22 protein-coding genes are annotated in these 21,131 nt (G+C 51.6%); 13 read left to right on the plus strand and 9 right to left on the minus strand.

The genetic code is table 11. The annotated features are described in order from the left end of the window. Positions 1-15 precede the first annotated feature (15 nt). Genes HV037_RS15245 through rimJ form a run of 3 tightly spaced genes read right to left on the minus strand, consistent with a single transcriptional unit; the run spans position 16 to position 2,207 of the window. Positions 16-939 carry a Gfo/Idh/MocA family oxidoreductase gene (locus HV037_RS15245; protein ID WP_047415318.1) on the minus strand — a complete coding sequence of 308 codons (924 nt, stop codon included), beginning with the start codon at positions 937-939 and terminating at the stop codon, positions 16-18. A 1-nt stretch (position 940) separates the two neighbouring features. After that, on the minus strand, positions 941-1,588 hold the full coding sequence (locus HV037_RS15250; RefSeq protein WP_049040969.1) for a YceH family protein: 648 nt from the start codon (positions 1,586-1,588) through the stop codon (positions 941-943). 34 nt (positions 1,589-1,622) lie between these two features. After that, positions 1,623-2,207, minus strand: a complete 585-nt coding sequence (gene rimJ / locus HV037_RS15255; RefSeq protein WP_006685101.1) for a ribosomal protein S5-alanine N-acetyltransferase — start codon at positions 2,205-2,207, stop codon at positions 1,623-1,625. 259 nt (positions 2,208-2,466) lie between these two features. On the opposite strand from rimJ, the gene mdtH reads away from it, so the two are divergent. The 9 genes from mdtH to HV037_RS15300 all read left to right on the plus strand — a co-directional run bounded on the left by mdtH (position 2,467) and on the right by HV037_RS15300 (position 9,212). After that, complete coding sequence (gene mdtH, locus HV037_RS15260; RefSeq protein WP_016156184.1) at positions 2,467-3,675, plus strand: multidrug efflux MFS transporter MdtH; 1,209 nt, start codon at positions 2,467-2,469, stop codon at positions 3,673-3,675. Between the two features lie 114 nt (positions 3,676-3,789). Next, a complete protein-coding gene (locus tag HV037_RS15265) occupies positions 3,790-4,350 on the plus strand; it encodes a lipoprotein (protein WP_016152618.1) in 561 nt (186 codons plus the stop codon). A gap of 105 nt (positions 4,351-4,455) precedes the next feature. Continuing rightward, positions 4,456-5,502: a dihydroorotase gene (pyrC, locus tag HV037_RS15270; protein ID WP_103283707.1), complete on the plus strand. Its 1,047-nt coding sequence runs from the start codon at positions 4,456-4,458 to the stop codon at positions 5,500-5,502. A 65-nt stretch (positions 5,503-5,567) separates the two neighbouring features. Then, the gene (gene dinI / locus HV037_RS15275; RefSeq protein ID WP_003036157.1) at positions 5,568-5,813 is read left to right on the plus strand and encodes a DNA damage-inducible protein I; all 246 of its coding nucleotides are present in this window, start codon (positions 5,568-5,570) and stop codon (positions 5,811-5,813) included. Between the two features lie 339 nt (positions 5,814-6,152). Then, positions 6,153-6,407: a biofilm formation regulator BssS gene (gene bssS, locus HV037_RS15280; protein ID WP_003036154.1), complete on the plus strand. Its 255-nt coding sequence runs from the start codon at positions 6,153-6,155 to the stop codon at positions 6,405-6,407. Positions 6,408-6,521: 114 nt separating this feature from the next. Next, a complete protein-coding gene (gene solA, locus HV037_RS15285; protein ID WP_047501073.1) occupies positions 6,522-7,640 on the plus strand; it encodes an N-methyl-L-tryptophan oxidase in 1,119 nt (372 codons plus the stop codon). Between the two features lie 52 nt (positions 7,641-7,692). After that, positions 7,693-7,806, plus strand: coding sequence for a YceO family protein (locus HV037_RS15290; RefSeq protein WP_003036148.1), 114 nt, complete (start codon positions 7,693-7,695; stop codon positions 7,804-7,806). A gap of 262 nt (positions 7,807-8,068) precedes the next feature. Continuing rightward, positions 8,069-8,635, plus strand: a complete 567-nt coding sequence (locus HV037_RS15295; protein ID WP_016152615.1) for a cytochrome b — start codon at positions 8,069-8,071, stop codon at positions 8,633-8,635. 1 nt (position 8,636) lies between these two features. Beyond that, the gene (locus HV037_RS15300; protein WP_103283706.1) at positions 8,637-9,212 is read left to right on the plus strand and encodes a YceI family protein; all 576 of its coding nucleotides are present in this window, start codon (positions 8,637-8,639) and stop codon (positions 9,210-9,212) included. A gap of 46 nt (positions 9,213-9,258) precedes the next feature. On the opposite strand, the gene HV037_RS15305 is transcribed toward HV037_RS15300, so the two are convergent. Next, positions 9,259-10,311, minus strand: coding sequence for a rhodanese-related sulfurtransferase (locus HV037_RS15305; RefSeq protein ID WP_016152613.1), 1,053 nt, complete (start codon positions 10,309-10,311; stop codon positions 9,259-9,261). A 220-nt stretch (positions 10,312-10,531) separates the two neighbouring features. Here HV037_RS15305 and HV037_RS15310 point away from each other — a divergent pair, with 220 nt between their 5' ends. The 3 genes from HV037_RS15310 (at position 10,532) to HV037_RS15320 (ending at position 13,287) form a co-directional block, all read left to right on the plus strand. Next, the gene (locus tag HV037_RS15310) at positions 10,532-11,452 is read left to right on the plus strand and encodes a Kdo(2)-lipid IV(A) acyltransferase (protein WP_019076458.1); all 921 of its coding nucleotides are present in this window, start codon (positions 10,532-10,534) and stop codon (positions 11,450-11,452) included. Between the two features lie 155 nt (positions 11,453-11,607). Then, on the plus strand, positions 11,608-12,828 hold the full coding sequence (gene mdtG / locus HV037_RS15315; RefSeq protein ID WP_046274768.1) for a multidrug efflux MFS transporter MdtG: 1,221 nt from the start codon (positions 11,608-11,610) through the stop codon (positions 12,826-12,828). An 81-nt stretch (positions 12,829-12,909) separates the two neighbouring features. Then, positions 12,910-13,287, plus strand: coding sequence for a MysB family protein (locus HV037_RS15320; protein ID WP_103283705.1), 378 nt, complete (start codon positions 12,910-12,912; stop codon positions 13,285-13,287). On the opposite strand, the gene HV037_RS15325 is transcribed toward HV037_RS15320, so the two are convergent. The 3 genes from HV037_RS15325 to mdoG all read right to left on the minus strand — a co-directional run bounded on the left by HV037_RS15325 (position 13,288) and on the right by mdoG (position 17,647). Further along, positions 13,288-13,515 (minus strand): YceK/YidQ family lipoprotein, encoded by a 228-nt coding sequence (locus tag HV037_RS15325; RefSeq protein ID WP_016152609.1) that lies wholly within the window; start codon positions 13,513-13,515, stop codon positions 13,288-13,290. Positions 13,516-13,590: 75 nt separating this feature from the next. Then, positions 13,591-16,119 carry a glucans biosynthesis glucosyltransferase MdoH gene (gene mdoH, locus HV037_RS15330; RefSeq protein WP_019076449.1) on the minus strand — a complete coding sequence of 843 codons (2,529 nt, stop codon included), beginning with the start codon at positions 16,117-16,119 and terminating at the stop codon, positions 13,591-13,593. After that, entirely contained in the window at positions 16,112-17,647 is a 1,536-nt protein-coding gene (mdoG, locus tag HV037_RS15335) for a glucans biosynthesis protein MdoG (RefSeq protein WP_085951042.1), read from the minus strand. Before mdoG ends, mdoH begins: the two co-directional genes overlap by 8 nt. Positions 17,648-17,918: 271 nt before the next feature. On the opposite strand from mdoG, the gene mdoC reads away from it, so the two are divergent. Beyond that, positions 17,919-19,079: a glucans biosynthesis protein MdoC gene (gene mdoC, locus HV037_RS15340; RefSeq protein ID WP_049040634.1), complete on the plus strand. Its 1,161-nt coding sequence runs from the start codon at positions 17,919-17,921 to the stop codon at positions 19,077-19,079. A gap of 24 nt (positions 19,080-19,103) precedes the next feature. Here mdoC and HV037_RS15345 read toward each other — a convergent pair whose 3' ends face one another. Next, positions 19,104-20,543, minus strand: a complete 1,440-nt coding sequence (locus HV037_RS15345) for a phospholipase D family protein (RefSeq protein ID WP_087121833.1) — start codon at positions 20,541-20,543, stop codon at positions 19,104-19,106. Beyond that, positions 20,527-21,069: an O-acetyl-ADP-ribose deacetylase gene (gene ymdB / locus HV037_RS15350; RefSeq protein WP_016156177.1), complete on the minus strand. Its 543-nt coding sequence runs from the start codon at positions 21,067-21,069 to the stop codon at positions 20,527-20,529. The genes HV037_RS15345 and ymdB overlap by 17 nt, the downstream gene beginning before the upstream one ends. Between the last annotated feature and the right edge of the window lie 62 nt (positions 21,070-21,131).

A 21,131-nucleotide genomic window follows, 5' to 3' on the forward strand; every position in this document is an offset into this window, starting at 1 on the left:
AGATGTTACAGGGGATTATTCAGCCATTGCCTCCCGCCACAGCTTTTCGACAACGCGCTGGGCCAGGAGCGCCTGCTCACCTGCCGTCTGGGGAACCGTCTGATTTTGCACGCACTCAATGAAATGACGTGCGCATCCGGCAAAACCACGCTGCTCCAGGGTAGTTTGCCAGCCTGCTACCGGCTTGTGCACCACACCTTGCCCGCGCTCTTCCCGCCATTCCCGCATATCCGTAACGTCAATCAGGCCACCATCCGTCACCGCCTGCACGCTCTCGCGCTGGCTACCGGCGCGGCGATGCATACTGGTCGTTACCTGCATTTGCCCGGCAGAAAAATGGTGCTCCGCATAGAGCATCGCGCCGGAGTCATTGGTTAACAGCGTACCGTTATTTAACTGCGCTTTCTCTCCCGCCAGCCACAATGCGGTATCGACAACGTGCAGATAGTCGTCCAGCAAAGTGAAGCGCAGATCGTGCGGCCCGACGCTGTCCGTCCGGTGCTTATCCATGCGTACGGACGCCGCATTGCCCAACTGGGATTTGAGATCCTGATACAGCGGCGCAAATCGACGGTTAAACCCCACCATCAGCGTCAGCTTTTTCCGCTCGGCCAGCTCCACCAATTGTTCAGCCTCGCGCAGGTTTTCCGCCAGCGGTTTATCCACGCACACGTGAACCCCGGCATTCAGCAGTTCGCTGACCACCGCATAGTGCGTTGCGGTACTGGAATGGACGAAAACCGCATCGCAGGTTTGCGCCAGATTAACCAGTGAATCAACGTAGGGTATCCGCCAGGTATCACAGATACGCTGCGCTTTTTCCCGCGAAGGTGAAAACGCCCCTTCCAGCGTCCAGTCTGCACTAGCGCCCAGCACGGGCAGCCAGGCCTTTTGCGCAATCCCGCCGAGCCCGACAACGCCGATACGTAATTTATTCACATCAGTCTCCCAGGTGCGCCAGCAAGGAATCAAGCCGTTGCTTAAGCTCCGCGACGTCTGTTTCCAGCGCTTCAACGCGCGCCTGTAGATCGCCCGAAGCTGCCGGAAGTTCATCTACCGTTGTCATCGCTTCATCAACGTCACCGCAAAACAGGTGCATATAACGGCTTTCACGTTTGCCCGGCTCACGCGCCAGGCGAACGACATAAGGACCATCTTCCCGGGTTGCCAGTTTCTCCAGTGTCGACTCTACTTCGGCCATGTCGCTGAATTCGTACATCCGGGAGGCGCGGCTACGCAGTTCACCTGGTGTTTGAGCGCCGCGCAGCAACAGCGTGGTAATGAGCGCGACTTCCCCCGCGCTGAGCTTAAGATTACCAAACTCAGAGTTGCAAAAACGCTGCTCATATTTCGTGACGCGATTACCAAAGCCACTCACCGTACGCAGGAAATGCCGTTTCACCAGGTTATCAAGCTGATCCTGCACGTCGGATTCCGACAGGTTCATCACGGGTTCACGATTCGTTTTTTGATTGCAGGCGGTTACGACTCCGTTAACGGAGAGCGGATACTGTTCAGGTGTAGTCACTTGTTTTTCTAATAAACAGCCAATCACCCGTGCTTCGGTGGCGGTTAATTCGTATTTCATCGTCTTCTCCATTAATCATGGCTGCATCTGAAACTTAGCGGCCGGGGGTCCATTCTGATGTGGTCAACGCCGTCAGCACGTGATCGCGCCACTGCCCGTCAATCAGCAGGTAGTCTTTGGCATACCCTTCTTTTTCAAAACCCAGTCGCGCCAGTAGGTCACCGCTGCGTTTATTATGTGGCATGTAGTTAGCCATAATGCGGTGAATATGCTGCGTGCGCTGCATATAGCGGATGGCCGAGGTTAAGGCTTCATACATCAACCCCTGCCCCTGCCACTTCTGCGCAATGGAGTAACCGAGATAACAGGCGTGGAAAGATCCCCGCACGACGTTCGAGAAGTTCGCGACGCCAATAATCTCTTTTTCTTCCGGATCGAGCAGCGCAAAGTAATAAGCGGTGCCCTGTTTATGAAACTCAGAGATCATGCTCAGACGCGCCTGCCAGCCTGATGGATAACAGTGGCTTTCATCGCGAATAGGCTCCCAGGGCTTTAAGAAATGACGATTTTCTGCGTAATAATCTGCCAGACGCCAGGCATCACGCTCATGCACTAAACGCACGACCAGGCGGTCCGTGGTTAAGCGCACTTTTGGCACGTTACTGCGATAGCCAAACATTCTATACCTACTCCTTCCCGTAACGTCTTCAATACGCTATTCGCATTACTATACCTGCGCAAATACGCCCTGTGAAAAGAGCAAAATGCCATTTTTTGAATTATTCACACATTTTGATGAAAACTCTCTATCAAGACGGACTTTTGATAAAAAAATGTTGTCCCGCGAAGGGTGGGAAAAGCGATGACGACACCGCAGAATAGGAGGTGCTTATCTTTTAAACTCTATCCAGAGTGACGAGTTTTTCCCTGGAGGGGAAATGTCGCAAGTCTCGCAGGCAAGGAACCTGGGTAAATACTTCCTTCTTATCGATAACATGCTGGTCGTGCTGGGTTTCTTCGTCGTTTTCCCGCTGATCTCAATTCGTTTCGTCGATCAAATGGGCTGGGCCGCCGTGATGGTCGGTATCGCGCTTGGATTACGTCAATTTATCCAGCAAGGTTTAGGTATCTTCGGCGGTGCTATTGCTGACCGTTTCGGGGCAAAACCGATGATCGTCACCGGCATGCTGATGCGCGCTGCCGGATTCGCCACCATGGGCATTGCCCATGAACCGTGGCTGCTGTGGTTTTCCTGCTTTCTTTCCGGGCTGGGCGGCACGTTGTTCGACCCTCCCCGCTCGGCGCTGGTGGTCAAACTGATCCGTCCGGAAAAGCGCGGGCGTTTTTTCTCTATTCTGATGATGCAGGATAGCGCCGGGGCCGTGGTTGGCGCGTTGCTCGGCAGTTGGTTATTGCAATACGATTTCCGTCTGGTGTGTGCCACCGGCGCAATTTTGTTCGTTCTGTGCGCGGCGTTTAACGCCTGGCTACTTCCGGCATGGAAGCTGTCGACGGTGAAAATTCCGGTGCGCGAAGGAATGAGCCATGTGATGCATGACAAGCGCTTTGTCACTTATGTGCTGACGCTGGCGGGCTATTACATGCTGGCGGTACAAGTGATGCTGATGCTGCCAATAATGGTAAACGACATCGCTGGCTCACCGGCCGCTGTGAAATGGATGTATGCCATCGAGGCGTGCCTCTCTTTAACGTTGCTCTACCCGATTGCCCGCTGGAGTGAAAAACGCTTTCGCCTTGAGCATCGCCTGATGGCCGGTCTGCTGGTGATGTCTTTAAGCATGATGCCCATCGGCCTGGTCGGAAATTTGCAGCAGTTGTTCACCCTGATTTGCACGTTCTATATTGGCTCAATCATCGCCGAACCGGCGCGTGAAACCCTGAGCGCCTCGCTGGCGAATGCACGGGCACGGGGAAGCTATATGGGTTTCAGTCGACTGGGACTCGCCATCGGCGGCGCCATTGGTTATATCGGCGGCGGCTGGCTGTTTGACATGGGTAAAGCCCTGGCACAACCGGAGCTGCCCTGGATGATGCTCGGTATTATCGGCTTCATCACTTTCCTGGCGCTGGGCTGGCAATTCAGTCTCAAACGCCCAACGCGTGGTATGCTGGAGCCTGACGCCTGATAGCCAATCTGGTGTACGCGCATTTTTCAGTTTTTTCTGCTGTTACCCGCAGCGCTGGTGCTCGATGATGCTTTGTGTCACGATTACACCACAAGCATCATGTTGAGGAACCCCATGAAAAAGTTTTTTTTTGCCGCTGCACTAATTGTCAGCGGCCTGTTGGTTGGTTGTAATCAACTCACGCAATACACGGTTAGCGAGCAAGAGATTAATCAGGCCCTGGCGAAGAATAATAACTTTTCAAAAGATATCGGTCTGCCTGGTGTCGCTGAAGCACATATCGTACTGAACAATCTCGCCAGCCAGATAGGCCGTGAAGAACCCAATAAAGTGACGCTGACCGGAGACGCCAACCTGGACATGAACTCCCTGTTTGGCAGTCAGAAAGCGACCATGAAGCTGAAGCTAAAAGCCTTACCGGTTTTCAATAAAGAAAAAGGCGCGATTTATCTGCAAGAAATGGAAGTCGTGGACGCTACCGTCACGCCGGAAAAAATGCAGTCGGTACTGCAAACGCTGATGCCTTATTTAAATCAGTCGCTGCGCAACTATTTCAACCAGCAGCCAGCGTACATTCTGCGGGATGACAGCAGCCAGGGGGAAGCGCTGGCGAAAAAACTGGCGAAAGGCATTGAGGTGAAACCGGGAGAAATCATTATCCCGTTCACCGACTAATATGACAGAGGGCGCCGATGCGCCCTTTTTTTTCGTGCAAACGAAAACGTTTCCGCTTATCCTTTGTTTCCGGCAAAAAAGACTATCCTCAGCCGGAGCATATTGATGACTGCACCATCCCAGGTTTTAAAGATCCGCCGCCCAGACGACTGGCATCTTCACTTTCGCGATGGCGACATGTTAAAAACTGTCGTGCCCTATACCAGCGAAGTTTATGGCCGCGCCATTGTCATGCCGAACCTGGCTCCGCCCGTCACCACGGTGGACGCGGCTATCGCTTACCGCCAGCGAATTCTTGACGCGGTACCTGCCGGACACGACTTCACGCCATTAATGACCTGCTACTTAACGGATACGCTGGATCCCAATGAGCTGGAACGTGGATTCAACGAAGGCGTGTTCACCGCCGCAAAACTCTATCCGGCCAATGCCACCACCAACTCGACGCATGGCGTAACCTCTATTGATGCCATCATGCCAGTGCTGGAACGGATGGAAAAATTGGGTATGCCTCTGCTGGTGCACGGCGAAGTGACGCATGCGGATATCGATATTTTCGATCGCGAGGCGCGCTTTATTGAGACGGTAATGGAACCACTGCGTCAGCGTTTAACTGCGCTGAAAGTGGTGTTCGAACATATCACGACTAAAGATGCTGCCGAATACGTGCGCGACGGCAATGACCTTCTGGCGGCGACCATTACGCCGCAGCACCTGATGTTTAACCGCAACCACATGCTGGTCGGCGGGATTCGCCCTCATCTGTACTGCCTGCCGATCCTCAAACGTAACGTCCATCAACAGGCGCTGCGTGAGCTGGTCGCCAGCGGGTTTAACCGCGCCTTCCTCGGTACCGACTCAGCGCCGCATGCGCGTCATCGCAAAGAGTCAAGCTGTGGCTGTGCGGGCTGCTTTAATGCGCCGACCGCACTGGGCAGTTATGCCACCGTGTTTGAAGAGATGAATGCACTGGACCATTTTGAAGCCTTCTGCTCACTCAATGGCCCACAGTTCTACGGTTTGCCGGTGAATGAAACCTTTATTGAGCTGGAACGCGTGCAGCACCAGGTCCCAGAGAGCATTGCGCTGCAAGATGATACGCTGGTGCCTTTCCTGGGTGGCGAAACGGTACACTGGTCCGTGAAAAGCTAAAAAAAGTGTAGCCAACTGGCGAGAATAACTGTATAAATAAACAGCATATTCCACAGGGGGCTACTATGCGTATTGAAGTCACTATTGCCAAAACTTCACCTTTACCTGCTGGTGCAATTGACGCGCTGGCAGGTGAACTCTCCCGCCGTATTCAGCACCATTTTCCGGATAACGAAGGTAACGTTACCGTCCGTTATGCCGGCGCAAACAATCTGTCGGTTATTGGTGCCACCAAAGAGGATAAAGAACGCATCAGCGAGATCCTCCAGGAGACCTGGGAAAGCGCGGATGACTGGTTCATCAATGAATAAATAATGATATGCAGTGATGTTTGTTTGCCGGGTCGCCCCGGCTTTTTTATACACACCATCTTTTAATCAATAGTTCATTCCTTCTGGCAAACTGATATTTTAATAATAAATTCCTGGCTATCTTTTAACCACAACACCAAAATAATTGTGCAACATGCTTAAAAAAAATGAATAACATGTCGGTTTGTTAGTCAGATAACGCTGAAAACGAAAATTTTATGTGCTTACCTCTTTAAATTTTCAATGAATACCCTTATTTATTGATATACTGAAGTTGCTTCAGAAAAAACGCATTGAACCTCGAAAACCGTTGTCTAGTAACACGAATTAGGGGGCATGATGGAAAAGAATAATGAAGTCATTCAGACTCATCCGTTAGTAGGATGGGACATCAGCACTGTTGATAGCTACGATGCGCTGATGCTGCGTTTGCACTACCAGACCCCGAATCGTCCAGACCCGGATGGGACTGAAGTTGGTCAAACGCTCTGGTTAACCACTGATGTTGCCAGGCAATTTATTTCGATATTAGAAGCAGGAATCGCTAAAATTGAATCCGGCGATTACCAGGTAAATGAGTATCAGCGACATTAAATCTGATACATCCAACCATCAAAAGGCACCTTTCCGGTGCCTTTCTTATTTCCAGGTTGAATATTCCGGGTCACTTATTTACCCTGCTACTATCGCGATTGCAGAGAGAAGCGGATGAAATACGACTTAATCATAATTGGCAGCGGTTCCGTGGGCGCCGCAGCCGGATACTATGCCACTCGCGCCGGTCTGAAGGTTCTGATGATCGATGCGCATATGCCACCGCATCAGCAGGGCAGCCACCACGGCGACACTCGATTAATTCGTCATGCCTATGGCGAAGGTGAAAAATATGTTCCGCTGGTGCTGCGTGCGCAAACATTATGGGATGAATTATCCACCCAAAATGAAGAGCCGATTTTTGTGCGCTCTGGTGTCATCAACCTTGGTCCGGCAGATTCAACCTTCTTAGCGACCGCGGCGCAAAGCGCAAAACAGTGGCAACTCAATGTTGAACAACTGGATGCAGCAGCCATTATGGCGCGCTGGCCAGAGATTCGCGTACCTGAAAACTATATCGGTTTGTTTGAAGCGGAGTCTGGTTTTTTACGTAGTGAGTTAGCGATTAAAACCTGGATCCGTCTGGCGGAAGAAGCAGGCTGTGCGCAGCTATTTAAATGCCCGGTCAGCGCAATTCGTCATAGTGATGATGGCGTCACGGTAGAAACCGCCGATGGTGACTATCACGCGCAAAAAGCGGTGATCAGCGCCGGAACCTGGGTACAGGCATTAGTCCCTGAACTACCGATACAACCGGTACGCAAAGTGTTCGCCTGGTATCAAGCCGATGGGCGTTACAGCGTTAAGAATAACTTCCCTGCCTTCACCGGGGAGCTACCAAATGGCGATCAATTCTACGGTTTCCCGGCAGAAAATGACGAGCTAAAAATTGGTAAGCACAATGGCGGACAGGTAATTCATTCGGCAGAAGAGCGCAAGCCGTTTGCCGCTGTAGCCAGCGATGGTTCTGAAGCCTTCCCATTCCTGCGCACAATTCTGCCAGGCGTAGGCTGCTGTCTGCACGGTGCGTCCTGCACCTATGATAACTCACCAGATGAAGACTTTATTATTGATACTCTACCGGAGCATGACAACACGCTGATCATCACCGGGCTGAGCGGACATGGCTTTAAGTTTGCCTCCGTCCTCGGAGAGATTGCGGCAGACTTCGCCCAGGACAAATCGTCTGACTTTGACCTGACGCCCTTCAGGCTAAGTCGTTTTAAGCGATAATAAATGAATGGCCTCGTTGGTGAGGCCATTTTTAATGACAGGAATAACGTTGATGCGCCGCATCTTTCACTATCTGGTTAATAATATTCGCGAGCATCTTATGCTCTACATTATTTTATGGTCGCTGCTGGCAATTATGGATGTGATATATATTATGTTTTTCTGAACCCGCAACGCTGACACTAATTGATATAAACTGATATTAACTTAATTTTCATTGTAATTAACTGAACAAGAAAAATACCTTAAACACCCTGAAAACAAGCCTTAATGTCATCCACCCCCACTAATTCCTTGATGATTACTTCACAATTCAATCAATTTTATTGAATCAAAAACAAATATCACCATTATTGTTATTTATTAGTTGCATTAATGTCTTTTACGCGCCATTTTCATTCACTTCTGAAATATCTAACGGTGCACTTATGCAATTCAATAATACTCCACAACGCTATGGCGTGGTGTCTGCCGCTTTACACTGGCTGATTGCGATTGCTGTATATGGCATGTTTGCGCTGGGATTGTGGATGGTCACACTCAGCTATTACGACGGCTGGTATCACCAGGCCCCTGAACTGCATAAAAGCATCGGCGTTGTGCTCATGATGGGGCTGGTTATCCGCGTCGTCTGGCGGTTGATCTCCCCTCCTCCTCCTGCGCTGGCAAGTTATTCCCGTTTCACCCGCATCGCGGCGGCACTGGGTCACCTCGCGCTATACACATTGCTCTTTTCAATTGTCATCAGCGGGTATTTGATTTCCACCGCTGATGGCAAAGCGATAAGCGTATTTGGTTGGTTCGACATTCCTGCCACCCTTGCCAATGCGGGCGCTCAGGCCGACCTCGCCGGTAGTCTGCACCTGTGGCTTGCGTGGACTGTGGTGGTTTTATCGCTTCTGCACGGACTGATGGCCCTGAAACATCACTTTATCGATAACGACGATACCCTGAATCGCATGTTGGGAAAATCGTCATCTGACTATGGAGCTTAAAATGAAAAAAAACCTGCTGGGACTTACACTCGCCTCTCTATTATTCACCACCGGGTCAGCCTTGGCGGCAGATTACAAAATTGACAAAGAAGGACAGCATGCCTTTGTTAATTTCCGTATTCAGCACCTGGGTTACAGTTGGCTGTACGGCACATTTAAAGATTTCGACGGGACTTTTACCTTTGATGAGAAAAATCCCGCAGCCGATAAGGTTAACGTCACCATCAACACCAACAGCGTTGACACCAATCACGCCGAACGCGACAAGCACCTGCGCAGCGCAGATTTCCTTAACGTGGCCAAATTCCCGCAGGCGACCTTTAGCTCTACCAGCGTGAAGAAAGAGGGGAATGACCTGGATATCACCGGTAATCTCACCCTGAACGGCGTCACTAAACCGGTTACGCTGGATGCGAAGCTGATTGGTCAGGGCGGCGATCCGTGGGGTGGCACGCGTGCAGGTTTTGAAGCACAAGGTAAAATTAAGCTGAAGGACTTCAACATCACCACCGATCTCGGCCCGGCGTCTCAGGAAGTCGATCTGCTCATCTCAGTGGAAGGTGTCCAACAGAAGTAACGTATGAGTTGCCGGATGGGGCTAAAGCCGCCATCCGGCATGATGACTATTGCGCAGGGTCCGGAATACCCAGTTTGGTATTCAGACGACCGCGTGACTTATTAAATATTTTGTTGCCATTTTCACGTCCTGCTCGAAGACGACGTTGCTCTTCTTCCGGCAACTTACTCTCTTCGCTACACAACTCGCTACAGCAGCCGTTATACTTCTGCGCGCAGGCCGGACACTGGATAAACAACAGATGGCAGCCATCATTTTTGCAATTAGTATGGCTGTCGCACGCCGTTCCGCACTGATGGCAATGCGCAATAACATCTTCAGAAATCCTTTCGCCCATACGCTCATCAAAAACGAAGTTTTTACCGACAAAACGTACAGGAAGCCCCTGTTCACGTGCCTTGCGGGCATATTCAATAATACCGCCCTCAATGTGCCAGACTTTGCTAAATCCGTTGTGTTTCATCCAGGCGCTGGCTTTCTCACAACGGATCCCGCCCGTGCAATACATAACGATTTTTTTATCTTTATGCGCCTGCATCATTTCAACGGCTTTCGGTAACTGGTCGCGGAACGTGTCTGCCGGGATTTCTAGCGCATTCTCGAAATGGCCCACTTCATATTCATAGTGGTTGCGCATATCAATGAATACCGCGTCAGGATCGTCCAGCATGGCGTTTACTTCCGCCGCCTTCAGGTAATCACCTACGTTGCTGGCGTCAAATTGCGGATCGTCAATACCATCCGCCACGATGCGTTCACGCACTTTCATACGCAGCACCCAGAACGATTTACCATCATCATCCAGCGCGATATTCAGACGTAACCCGGCGAATGCGGGATCAAACGCATAAAGCTGCTGGCGGAATGCCTCGACGTTGCTTTGCGGTACGCTGATTTGCGCATTGATTCCTTCATGGGCAAGATAAACGCGCCCGAAGACGTTCAATGCAGTGAACATCTGGTACAGCGCATCACGCGTGTGCTGAGGATTGGCGATGGTGAAATATTTATAGAATGAGATCGTCGTGCGCGGCTCGGTCTCAGCCAACATTTTGGCTTTGAGCGCATCGTTCGAAATGCGGTTGTGTAACACTGGCATGGTGTACGTATCCTGCAAATAGGGAGAAAATGAAAATCGGCGGCATAATAAAGCAAACACCGCCAATTTACATCCACACATTTTACGCTACATTTCTTACTCCAATATAAAAGTGCAACAACAATTGCTGGTTTAATCACCGTTCTCCCGTCACAAATTTTTGATATGCGCGAAAAAATGCGACAATACAGGCAATTGGTCGTTTGAAGACAGGATAGACATGACGAATTTACCCAAGTTTTCGGCTGCGTTACTGCATCCACGTTATTGGTTAACCTGGCTGGGCATTGGCATCCTTTGGTTAATCGTGCAGTTACCCTACCCGGTTCTTTACAAGTTGGGCTGCGCATTAGGTCGTCTGGCATTACGTTTGATGAAACGTCGGGCAAAAATTGTTTCCCGTAATCTGGAACTGTGCTTCCCGCAAATGAGCGAGCAGGAACGCCAGCAGATGATCATCAAGAACTTCGAGTCCGTGGGCATGGGCGTGATGGAAACCGGAATGGCCTGGTTTTGGTCTGACAAGCGCATTTCACGCTGGACGGAAGTTATCGGGATGGAACATATCCGCGACGTTCAGGCGCAAAAACGGGGAATTTTGTTAGTGGGTCTGCACTTTCTGACCCTTGAACTGGGTGCGCGTCAGTTTGGTTTGCAGGAGCCGGGGATAGGCGTATATCGCCCTAACGACAACCCACTGCTCGACTGGCTACAAACCTGGGGCCGTATGCGCTCTAATAAATCAATGCTCGATCGTAAAGACCTGAAAGGAATGATTAAAGCGTTGAAAAAAGGCGAAGTGGTCTGGTATGCGCCGGATCATGACTACGGTCCCCGCGCCAGCGTATTTGTCCCGCTTTTTGCTGTTGAACAGGCCGCAACAACCTCCGGGACCTGGATGCTTTCACGCATGTCGAATGCCTGCCTGGTACCGTTTGTTCCCCGCCGCAAACCTGACGGTAAAGGTTATCAATTGATTATGCTGCCTCCGGAGTGTTCACCGCCGTTAGACAACGCGGAGACTACGGCTGCGTGGATGAATAAGATTGTTGAGCAATGCATCATGATGGCCCCAGATCAGTACATGTGGCTACACCGTCGTTTCAAGACGCGTCCTGAAGGTTCACCTTCCCTGTACTAAAGCACGGTTGCAGTCCTGTGGACTGCAACACCTTCCCTGCCCGCTTTAGGTTTAACTGCTATCCGCATTGCAGCAACTATCTACCAGGCGCATAATTAGCCTGCTTGCTTATATTCAATCGATAGCGCAAACAGCGCGCCACACTGCGGAACGCTATGTCACCCTCAGATGCTCCCATAAACTGGAAACGTAACCTCACCGTTGCCTGGTTGGGTTGTTTTTTAACCGGTGCAGCATTTAGCCTGGTTATGCCCTTTTTGCCCCTCTATGTCGAGAGCCTCGGCGTTACGGGTCATAGCGCCCTGAATATGTGGTCAGGTCTGGTCTTCAGCATCACTTTTCTCTTTTCCGCCATCGCCTCTCCTTTCTGGGGTGGCCTTGCCGATCGCAAAGGGCGAAAAATCATGCTGCTGCGTTCCGCATTGGGTATGGCGATTGTGATGCTGCTGATGGGGCTGGCGCAAAATATCTGGCAGTTCCTGGTCCTGCGTGCCCTGTTGGGTCTGCTCGGCGGTTTCATTCCCAACGCCAATGCACTCATCGCCACCCAGGTTCCGCGCAATAAAAGCGGCTGGGCGCTGGGAACGCTTTCCACCGGCGGCGTCAGCGGCGCACTGCTCGGACCGTTAGCTGGGGGGCTGCTCGCGGATCAGTACGGACTACGCCCGGTATTTTTCATCACCGCCAGCGTACTGCTGGTCTGTTTTATCCTGACGCTATTTTTTATTCGCGAACGTTTCCAACCGGTGAGCAAGAAAGAGATGCTGCACATTCGCGAAGTCGTGGCCTCGTTAAAAAATCCCAAACTGGTGCTGAGCCTGTTTGTCACAACGCTGATAATCCAGGTGGCAACCGGGTCCATCGCGCCAATTCTGACGCTGTACGTTCGAGAGTTGGCTGGCAACGTCAGTAACATCGCCTTTATCAGCGGGATGATTGCTTCCGTACCGGGCGTGGCTGCGTTAATCAGCGCCCCGCGACTTGGCAAATTAGGTGATCGAATTGGCCCGGAGAAGATCCTGATTGTTGCTCTGGTCATCTCCGTGCTGCTGCTTATTCCAATGTCGTTTGTACAATCACCCTGGCAACTTGCCGTTCTGCGCTTTTTATTGGGGGCCGCTGACGGGGCTCTGCTCCCGGCTGTACAAACGCTGCTGGTCTATAACTCAACCAATCAGATCGCCGGGCGTATTTTCAGTTATAACCAGTCATTTCGCGATATCGGTAACGTAACGGGACCGTTAATGGGGGCGGCAATATCCGCCAACTACGGTTTTCGCGCCGTCTTCTGCGTGACCGCGGGCGTCGTACTGTTTAACGCTTTCTACTCGTGGAATAGTCTGCGCCGTCGCCGGAGCACTGAGGCTACGGGATGATTTTTGTGCATTCATACTTGCAATATCGGAGAATCAACTATTATTTCCCTGAATACTTCATTAAATCAAAGGGAGACTCTGATGACCATGTATGCCACGCTGGAAGAAGCCATTGATGCCGCTCGTGAAGAATTTCTGGCTGATAACCCTGACCTTGAGCCCGACGAAGCCAGCGTTCAACAGCTAAGCGTACAAAAATACGTGCTACAGGATGGTGACATTATGTGGCAGGCGGAATTCTTTGCTGATGAGGATGAGAGCGAGGGTGAATGCCTGCCAATGCTGAGTGGTGAAGCGGCCCAAAGCGTTTTTGATGGCGACTATGATGAAATTGAAATCCGTCAGGAGTGGCAGGAAGAAAACACGCTTCACGAATGGGATGAAGGTGAATTCCAGCTGGAACCTCCCCTGGATACCGAAGAGGGTCAGACCGCGGCCGATGAATGGGATGAGCGATAGCTACTCGTAAGGTCCGTGGTGAATGTCGAGCGGGAGCAGCAAGGTATCAAACACCAGCGAAAATGGCAGGTCGAGGATGGTGACGTAGCGCCACGCGGAGTCCCGGACATCCCATTGCACGCCAGGATAGTATTGGTTTCCGTGCCCTTGTCCTGGGATAGTACGGCTAATAATACTGCCGCATCCGCTCAGCAAGCACACCATGATTGCCACTGCCAATATTCGCACCTGATACCTCACGGGTCTTTTATTTAGTATAAAAAAATACCGGCACCAGGCCGGTATTTTCACGTTACATAACGCTTACTTTTTCCTGAGCGCCAGCGGATTCAGGGTCAGTCCCTGGTAGTAATTCACCCACGAAGAATACTTATCAGGTGAATTCCAGACGCGATAGTGCAAACGCGCCATCGTCACCGGATCGCTCAACAGCACCAGACGGCGGTCACGGTTTAGTTTCTCCGGCGTTTCGTTCAGCGCCTGCTCCACATGGCGGTCACGGGCAATCTCAAGCACGTTACTCGCGCGGTGGCGTGCAGTCGCCATTGCCGTTGCCAGTGCATTAAATGACGGGTTAAACACCGCATGCATAAAGCCGTCGTCCAGCGTACGATTGCGGTTCATCACCAGATAGGTATCCGTATCCACCAGCACCTGCGGCGGAGAATACTCTTCCGGGATCAGGAACAGCTTCCAGCGCTTGGTACGTAACCCAACCGTGGAACGGCTGGAAATCACGGAAACAAACGGCGACAGGATCAGCGAGAAGACAATCGGCGCCAGCCAGAACAGGAAACGCAGATCCAGCCAGGCCATACCTACCGCCCACACCAGCCCCAGCAGTAACTGAGAACCGTGACGCATAAATGCTTCACCCCACGGGGTGGAATCGTCATCACGCTGCGGTGAATTCCACACCACTTCCCAACCGAGGAAGGCGCTCACGACGAAGACGGTATGGAACAGCATACGTACCGGCGCCAGCAGCACGGAGAACAGAACCTCCAGCAGCAGCGACAGCGTGACGCGGATAAACCCGCCGTACTCTTTCGTCCCTTTACACCAGATGAGCAAAATACTCAGCAGCTTCGGCAGGAACAGCAGCACCATCGTAGAAGCAAACAGCGCGATCGCCAGTTCAGGACGCCACTGCGGCCATACCGGGAACAGCTGGCGCGGTTGCAGGAAGTACTGTGGTTCCGTCAACGCATGCACCACCTGCAATGCGGTCGATAACGCGAGGAACATAAACCACAGCGGCGCGGACAGATAGGACATAACGCCGGTCAGGAACACCGCACGATGAACCGGGTGCATCCCCTTCACCAGGAACAGACGGAAGTTCATCAGGTTGCCATGACACCAGCGACGGTCACGCTTGAGTTCATCCAGCAGGTTCGGCGGTAGCTCTTCATAAGAGCCCGGCAGATCGTAAGCAATCCACACGCCCCAGCCGGCACGACGCATCAACGCCGCTTCGACGAAGTCATGGGAGAGAATCGAACCCGCAAACGAGCCTTCGCCCGGTAACGGCGCAAGCGCACAGTGTTCGATAAACGGCTTCACGCGAATAATCGCGTTATGGCCCCAGTAGTGCGATTCCCCCAATTGCCAGAAGTGAAGTCCAGCGGTAAACAACGGACCATAAACACGGGTCGCAAACTGCTGACAGCGTGCATACAGCGTATCCATACCGGAAGCCTTCGGTGAAGACTGGATAATCCCGGCATTTGGATTCGCTTCCATCAGGCGCACCAGCCCGCTCAGACAGTCACCGCTCATCACGGAATCAGCGTCCAGCACCACCATGTAGCTGTACTGATTTCCCCAGCGACGGCAGAAGTCATCAATGTTACCGCTTTTACGCTTCACGCGACGACGACGACGACGGTAGAAAATCTGCCCTTCGCCTTGCACTTCGGCAATCAGCTCCATCCACGCTTTTTGTTCTGCTACGCAGATATCGGGGTTGTAGCTGTCGCTCAGGATGTAAACATCAAAATGCTCGGCGTTGCCCGTCGCTTTGACCGACTCCCACGTGGCGCGAAGTCCCGCGAATACGCGGTCAACGTCCTCGTTACAGATCGGCATAATCAACGCAGTCCGGTGTTCGGGATTTAACGGTTCGTCCCCAACCGTTGAGGCGGAGATACTGTACTTATCTCGCCCAATCAACAGTTGCAGGAAGCCCATCAGCGCGGTCCAGAATCCTGCTGAAACCCAACAGAAAAGCACGGCAAACAAAATGAGAATGCCGGTCTGGAGCATGTAGGGCAGCAGTTGCATAAAGGAGACCCATAAATCCTGCCCCATCATGTCAACAGGATTAATGAATGCCCAACCCTGATACGGAAGGATCGTCTTCATATACCAGGTTGCGACAACCGTTTGCGCCAGCGTTAAGATCAACAACGTATAGCGGCGGATGGTGCCAACCGTACGCCATTTTTGCTCGCTCTCCTGTTCTTCTTTCGTCAAACGCGAAAGATAACGCGGAGTCACATCGCGCCCGCGCAGGCGATCCCAAAAGCGGCCAACCGGGTTGGTACGCCAGGGATCGGGGAACATAGAGGTACGCGTTGCTTTTGGCATCGCCTGCAGCTGATCGCGCCCCTCATCGTCCTTAACCAACTGCTCTTTGGCCAGAGAATCAGGCCACGCCTGCTCCAGGCGAGCTTTCACCGAACCCTGCGGTGAATCATCTTCGCGCGAGTACGTACGATGCTCGGCATCCAGCGCCTGATGAACGGCGCGGATGTCAGTTTTCGGCAGTGCCGCTTTTTCGATATCCGAAAGCGGCATTGCGTCAATATACTCAGTTGTCTTATTCATTGGCAGGTAACTGGTAGCTCCAGGTTTCACTCAGCGTCTGATCGGCATTGACCAAGGCAGCACGCATTTCAGTGGTTTTCTTCACGTCTTTCACTTTCACGCGCAATACCAAACGCCAACCTTTAGTTACCGGGTTGTAGCGCACAGTACTTTCAACGATCTCGCCGTTGTCGCCAATACTGGTTTGTGCGGTAACCGGGGTATCCTGCGGCAGCTTTTTCATATCCGTGCCGGTAAAGTCCACCACAAACGCGATAGTGCCATCAGGCTGACGAATGAGGTTAGACTGTTTTACATCACCGGTAGAACGACGAGTCTGCTGGACCCAGGCGCTATCAGGGGCATGAAGCTTGTCTTCGTCACGCGTGAACGTCAGGGTGTACTTGAAGTTCATCTCTTTGCCGGCTTCAGGCAGTTGATCCGGCGTCCAGTACGCAACGATGTTATCGTTCGTTTCATCGTTAGTTGGGATTTCAACTAACTCAATCTTACCTTTACCCCAATCACCTTTTGGCGTGATCCAGGCGCTTGGGCGCAGATCGTAACGATCGTCGATATCTTCAAAACGCGAGAACTGACGGCCACGCTGCAGCAGGCCGAAACCTTGCGGGTTTTCCATCGCAAAGCTGCTCACCGCCAGATGTTTCGGGTTATTCAGCGGACGCCAAATCCACTCGCCGTTGCCAGCGTGGATCGACAAACCGTTAGAGTCATGCAGTTCCGGACGATAGTTGGTCGCCGGAGAAGGCTGGTTTGGTCCGTACAGGAACATACTGGTTAACGGTGCCACGCCCAGCTTGCCCACTTTGTCGCGCAGATAAACTTTGGACTGAACATCGACTACCGTGTCACGACCCGGAATGATGACAAAGCGATACGCTCCGGTTGCGCGCGGAGAATCCAGCAAGGCATAAATGGTCAAACGTTTGTCAGTCGGTTTCGGACGCTCGATCCAAAACTCACGGAAGCGGGGAAATTCTTCGCCAGAAGGCAGAGCGGTATCAATCGCGAGACCGCGCGCAGACAGACCGTAGACCTGCCCTGCCCCCAAAACACGGAAATAGCTGGCACCGAGCATGCTGACGATTTCGTCGTTTTTATCTTTGCTGTTGATCGGATACAGCACTTTGAACCCGGCGAAACCGAGATCTTTTACCGTGTCTTTATCATGCTGAACATCGCCAAAATTAAAATAATCCGGGCTGTATTTGATTCTTTTCACCGCTGTAGCGGTAACTTCGTTGATTTTGACCGGCGTGTCGAAGTACATACCCTGGTGGTAGAACTCGAGCTTAAATGGGGTCTTGAGATTGCTCCAGTAGGCTTTATCGCGGTTAAACTGGATCTGCTGATAATCCGCATATTTCATGTCGCGGAAAACGGAGGGCAAGTTACTTTTTGGCGCCTCATAGCCTTTACCGGCTAAGGATTGAGCTTGTTTTGCAACATCATCGATGCTGAACGCCCAGCTCGATGATGTGTACAGCGTTAACATAACTGCTGCACCCAACCAACGCATTTTCATCATTTGTAGTTTATGTTTCATAATTAGTAAGCACTTCCCCCTTTGTGTGCTTATATTGATCCGATCCATTTTAATGGATAATCGGGTATTCCGACAACTGAATCCCTGTATTGTTCGCGCGCTGGCTCATGGTTTAATCAGGTTCAACTACCTGTTTTCACTTTGCGTGCTTATCCTGGAGACAGGTTGTTGGACTTCGTGTAGGGTTGCCCTCGAATGTAACCATTATTCGTCTTAGGGATAAGACGAAAAGTCTGAGAATACATAACTGTCTATGAGCTCTGTATCACCACCACGCGAATATTTTCTTGACTCCATCCGTGCCTGGCTAATGTTGTTAGGGATCCCATTCCATATTTCATTGATTTACTCGACCCACACCTGGCACGTGAACAGCGCGGAACCGTCGTGGTGGTTGACCCTGTTTAACGACTTTATCCATGCTTTTCGCATGCAAGTCTTCTTTGTCATTTCGGGTTATTTTTCCTACATGCTATTTTTGCGCTATCCGCTAAAGCGCTGGTGGAAGGTGCGTGTAGAACGCGTGGGGATCCCGATGCTAACCGCGATTCCATTACTTACGCTGCCGCAATTTATCATGCTGCAATACGTAAAGGGAAAAGCTGACAGTTGGCATACTCTCAGCGGCTACGATAAATACAATGCGCTGGCCTGGGAGCTGATTTCCCATCTGTGGTTTTTACTGGTTCTGGTCGTATTAACGACCGTGAGCATGTGGGTGTTCACCCAGATGAAAGACAGACTGACGCGTAGCGACGCCGCCAGCGCCCCAGCAGTGTCGATGACTAAATTAACGCTGATTTTCATCTTGTTAGGTGTCGGTTACGCTACCGTCAGAAGGACAATTTTCATCCTCTACCCTTCGATTCTCAGCGATGGCATGTTCAATTTTATCGTTATGCAAACGCTGTTCTATGCGCCTTTCTTTATGCTCGGCGCACTGGCGTTTATCAACCCGAATCTGAAAGCGCTGTTTACCACACCGTCACGCGGTTGCACGCTCGGTGCTGCATTCGCATTTGTGGCATACCTGCTCAATCAGCGTTATGGCAACGGCGATGCCTGGATGTATGAAACCGAATATGTCATTACCATGGTCATGGGACTGTGGATGGTGAACGTCGTCTTTTCGTTGGGTCACCGTTTGCTTAATTTCCAGTCTGCCCGCGTGACCTATTTTGTCAACGCGTCGCTGTTTATCTATCTGGTGCACCACCCGTTAACGCTGTTTTTTGGCGCTTACATCACACCGCATATCACGTCGAATCTGCTGGGTTTTCTCTGCGGTCTGCTGTTTGTGGTTGGGATTGCGGTAATACTGTACGAAATCCATTTACGCATACCGGTGCTGAAGTTTCTCTTTTCGGGTAAACCGCCCGTTAAGCAGGATAAAAACAAGGCCGTAGCCGGCTAGTTTTTCCCTCAATCATTGTGTGGTTCAAAGCAGCCATTCAATGGGTAACACGGACGCCAGCTTTACCAGAATCCGCTTCCAGAATCCTGTGGCGGGTTCTTTTTTCAGGACCTGTTCACTGCCAGAAAGTCGGTCGACCCAATTAATTCTCCCCCAACGGTCAAGGCGTAGCTGCCAGGCCATATCACGCTGGCTTTGCATAAACCGTTTATGAATCAATTCGGCCAGCACTTCACTCTCAATCACAAATCCCATTTCTGTATTGAGCAGCGTCGAACGAGGATCAAAATTAAGCGAGCCGATAAACACTTTGCGATCATCAATACTGAACGTTTTCGCATGCAGGCTGGACCCTGAATTCCCGGTTAATCCACGATCGTGAACGACCGAGACGCGATCGCGGGTCGGTTTAAGTTCGTATAACTCTACACCGTAGCGCAGCAGTTTTTTTCGCCAGCGCGCATAACCCGCATGGACGATCGCCACATCATTCGCCGCCAGTGAATTGGTTAAAATGGCAATCTTGACGCCTTTTCTTACCAGTCTCAGGAGCTGCGCCACACCGGCACGCGTCGGCACAAAGTAGGCAGAAATAATATCAATACGTTCGGTCGGCGAGCCCATTACGTCAAACAAACGCTGCGGTAATAGCGAGTGGCGCGGCGCTTTCCCTTCTCCTTTTGCAGGATCATCGCTCAGCAAACGCGTTTTGGCCCAAATCAGCGGCAGCGATCTTTGATCGAGACTGGACATAAACTGGCTGGTTTCCAGCTTATGCAGATAGCGGCGGGTAATATCATCGTTATACCAGGATTCGGGTAGCTCAATACGCTGCACAGAATCTGGCTCAGACATCTCAAGCACATTTTGTAACGTTGAAACCGAGCGACAGTGCCAGTAACGCTCAAAATCATCTGCCACATCTTTGACAACCGGCCCGATAGCCATGACGTCCAGGTCGGAAAACAGCGGTTGCTCACCCGCGCCAAAATAGGCATCGCCAATATTACGCCCACCAACGAGGGTCACCACGCCGTCAGCGGTATAACTTTTATTGTGCATGCGCCGATTAAGCCGGGCAAAATCGGTTAAATAGCCCAGCGCGCGCAGGATGCGAAAGGAAAACGGATTGAAGAGGCGAACTTCTATATTGGGGTGCTTATCCAGCAGACGCAGCGTGTCGTCCAGACCCGGCGTGTTGTTATCATCCAGCAGCAAACGCACCCGTACGCCTCGCTTCGCTGCGGCCAGCAGAACGGAAAATAACAATAGCCCAGACATGTCGTTTTCCCAGATGTAATACTGCACATCCAGGGTACGTTCCGCCATTTCCGTTAACCGATAGCGAGCAGCAAACGCATCCAGGCTGTCATCCAACGCAAGAATGCCGCATTCTCCCGGGTGGTCTTCGCAAAGGGGCGTGATGGCACGCTCAAGTCGAGTCATATCAGTCCGTGTGATCATCGCCTTGTTGTGTTAGCAATCTCTTATAAAGTTGAGCGTTTTCGTCATCAAAGCACACGAAGTATATCTGATCAGGAAGTGCGCGGCGGGTAATAAATTTCAGCACCGTTTTCACCGCTATTTCTGCCGCTGCGGCGCGCGGATAGCCATAAGCCCCGGTGCTAATCGCCGGAAAAGCAATGGAGTGATAACCATTGGCCAGGGCCAGTTGCAGGGTGTTTAAGTAAGCTTCTTCGAGGCGTTCGGCCTCATGATGACCTCCCCCTTGCCAGACGGGTCCTACGGTATGAATGACCGCTTTTGCCGCAAGCGCCCCCGCCAGAGTGATCACCGCATGCCCTGTCGGGCATTCTCCTTGTTGCTGGATAACCTGTTTGCAGGCCTCCAGCAATGCTGGTCCGGCAGCGCGATGGATTGCGCCATCGACGCCACCGCCTCCCAGTAGCGATGAATTCGCCGCATTGACAATCACATCAACAGCGACAGTCGTAATATCGCCATGTAACACATGAACACGTGATTGCATAAGTTCCCCCTGACAAAACACCATTCGTTAAGTGTACAGCAGGGTTTTCCCTTAAATCTCTC

The organism is Citrobacter sp. RHBSTW-00017, assembly GCF_013797615.1.
Lineage (GTDB): Bacteria > Pseudomonadota > Gammaproteobacteria > Enterobacterales > Enterobacteriaceae > Citrobacter > Citrobacter braakii.

Coding starts and splice junctions, on each gene's coding strand:
- mdoH (WP_019076449.1), bottom strand. CDS start 16,119: ATGAATAAGACAACTGAGTATATTGACGCAATGCCGCTTTCGGATATC.
- rimJ (WP_006685101.1), bottom strand. CDS start 2,207: ATGTTTGGCTATCGCAGTAACGTGCCAAAAGTGCGCTTAACCACGGAC.
- HV037_RS15345 (WP_087121833.1), bottom strand. CDS start 20,543: ATGATCACACGGACTGATATGACTCGACTTGAGCGTGCCATCACGCCC.
- HV037_RS15295 (WP_016152615.1), top strand. CDS start 8,069: ATGCAATTCAATAATACTCCACAACGCTATGGCGTGGTGTCTGCCGCT.
- mdoG (WP_085951042.1), bottom strand. CDS start 17,647: ATGATGAAAATGCGTTGGTTGGGTGCAGCAGTTATGTTAACGCTGTAC.
- dinI (WP_003036157.1), top strand. CDS start 5,568: ATGCGTATTGAAGTCACTATTGCCAAAACTTCACCTTTACCTGCTGGT.
- pyrC (WP_103283707.1), top strand. CDS start 4,456: ATGACTGCACCATCCCAGGTTTTAAAGATCCGCCGCCCAGACGACTGG.
- mdoC (WP_049040634.1), top strand. CDS start 17,919: ATGAGCTCTGTATCACCACCACGCGAATATTTTCTTGACTCCATCCGT.
- bssS (WP_003036154.1), top strand. CDS start 6,153: ATGGAAAAGAATAATGAAGTCATTCAGACTCATCCGTTAGTAGGATGG.
- HV037_RS15305 (WP_016152613.1), bottom strand. CDS start 10,311: ATGCCAGTGTTACACAACCGCATTTCGAACGATGCGCTCAAAGCCAAA.
- HV037_RS15265 (WP_016152618.1), top strand. CDS start 3,790: ATGAAAAAGTTTTTTTTTGCCGCTGCACTAATTGTCAGCGGCCTGTTG.
- HV037_RS15310 (WP_019076458.1), top strand. CDS start 10,532: ATGACGAATTTACCCAAGTTTTCGGCTGCGTTACTGCATCCACGTTAT.
- mdtH (WP_016156184.1), top strand. CDS start 2,467: ATGTCGCAAGTCTCGCAGGCAAGGAACCTGGGTAAATACTTCCTTCTT.
- HV037_RS15250 (WP_049040969.1), bottom strand. CDS start 1,588: ATGAAATACGAATTAACCGCCACCGAAGCACGGGTGATTGGCTGTTTA.
- HV037_RS15300 (WP_103283706.1), top strand. CDS start 8,637: ATGAAAAAAAACCTGCTGGGACTTACACTCGCCTCTCTATTATTCACC.
- solA (WP_047501073.1), top strand. CDS start 6,522: ATGAAATACGACTTAATCATAATTGGCAGCGGTTCCGTGGGCGCCGCA.
- HV037_RS15290 (WP_003036148.1), top strand. CDS start 7,693: ATGCGCCGCATCTTTCACTATCTGGTTAATAATATTCGCGAGCATCTT.
- HV037_RS15320 (WP_103283705.1), top strand. CDS start 12,910: ATGACCATGTATGCCACGCTGGAAGAAGCCATTGATGCCGCTCGTGAA.
- ymdB (WP_016156177.1), bottom strand. CDS start 21,069: ATGCAATCACGTGTTCATGTGTTACATGGCGATATTACGACTGTCGCT.
- mdtG (WP_046274768.1), top strand. CDS start 11,608: ATGTCACCCTCAGATGCTCCCATAAACTGGAAACGTAACCTCACCGTT.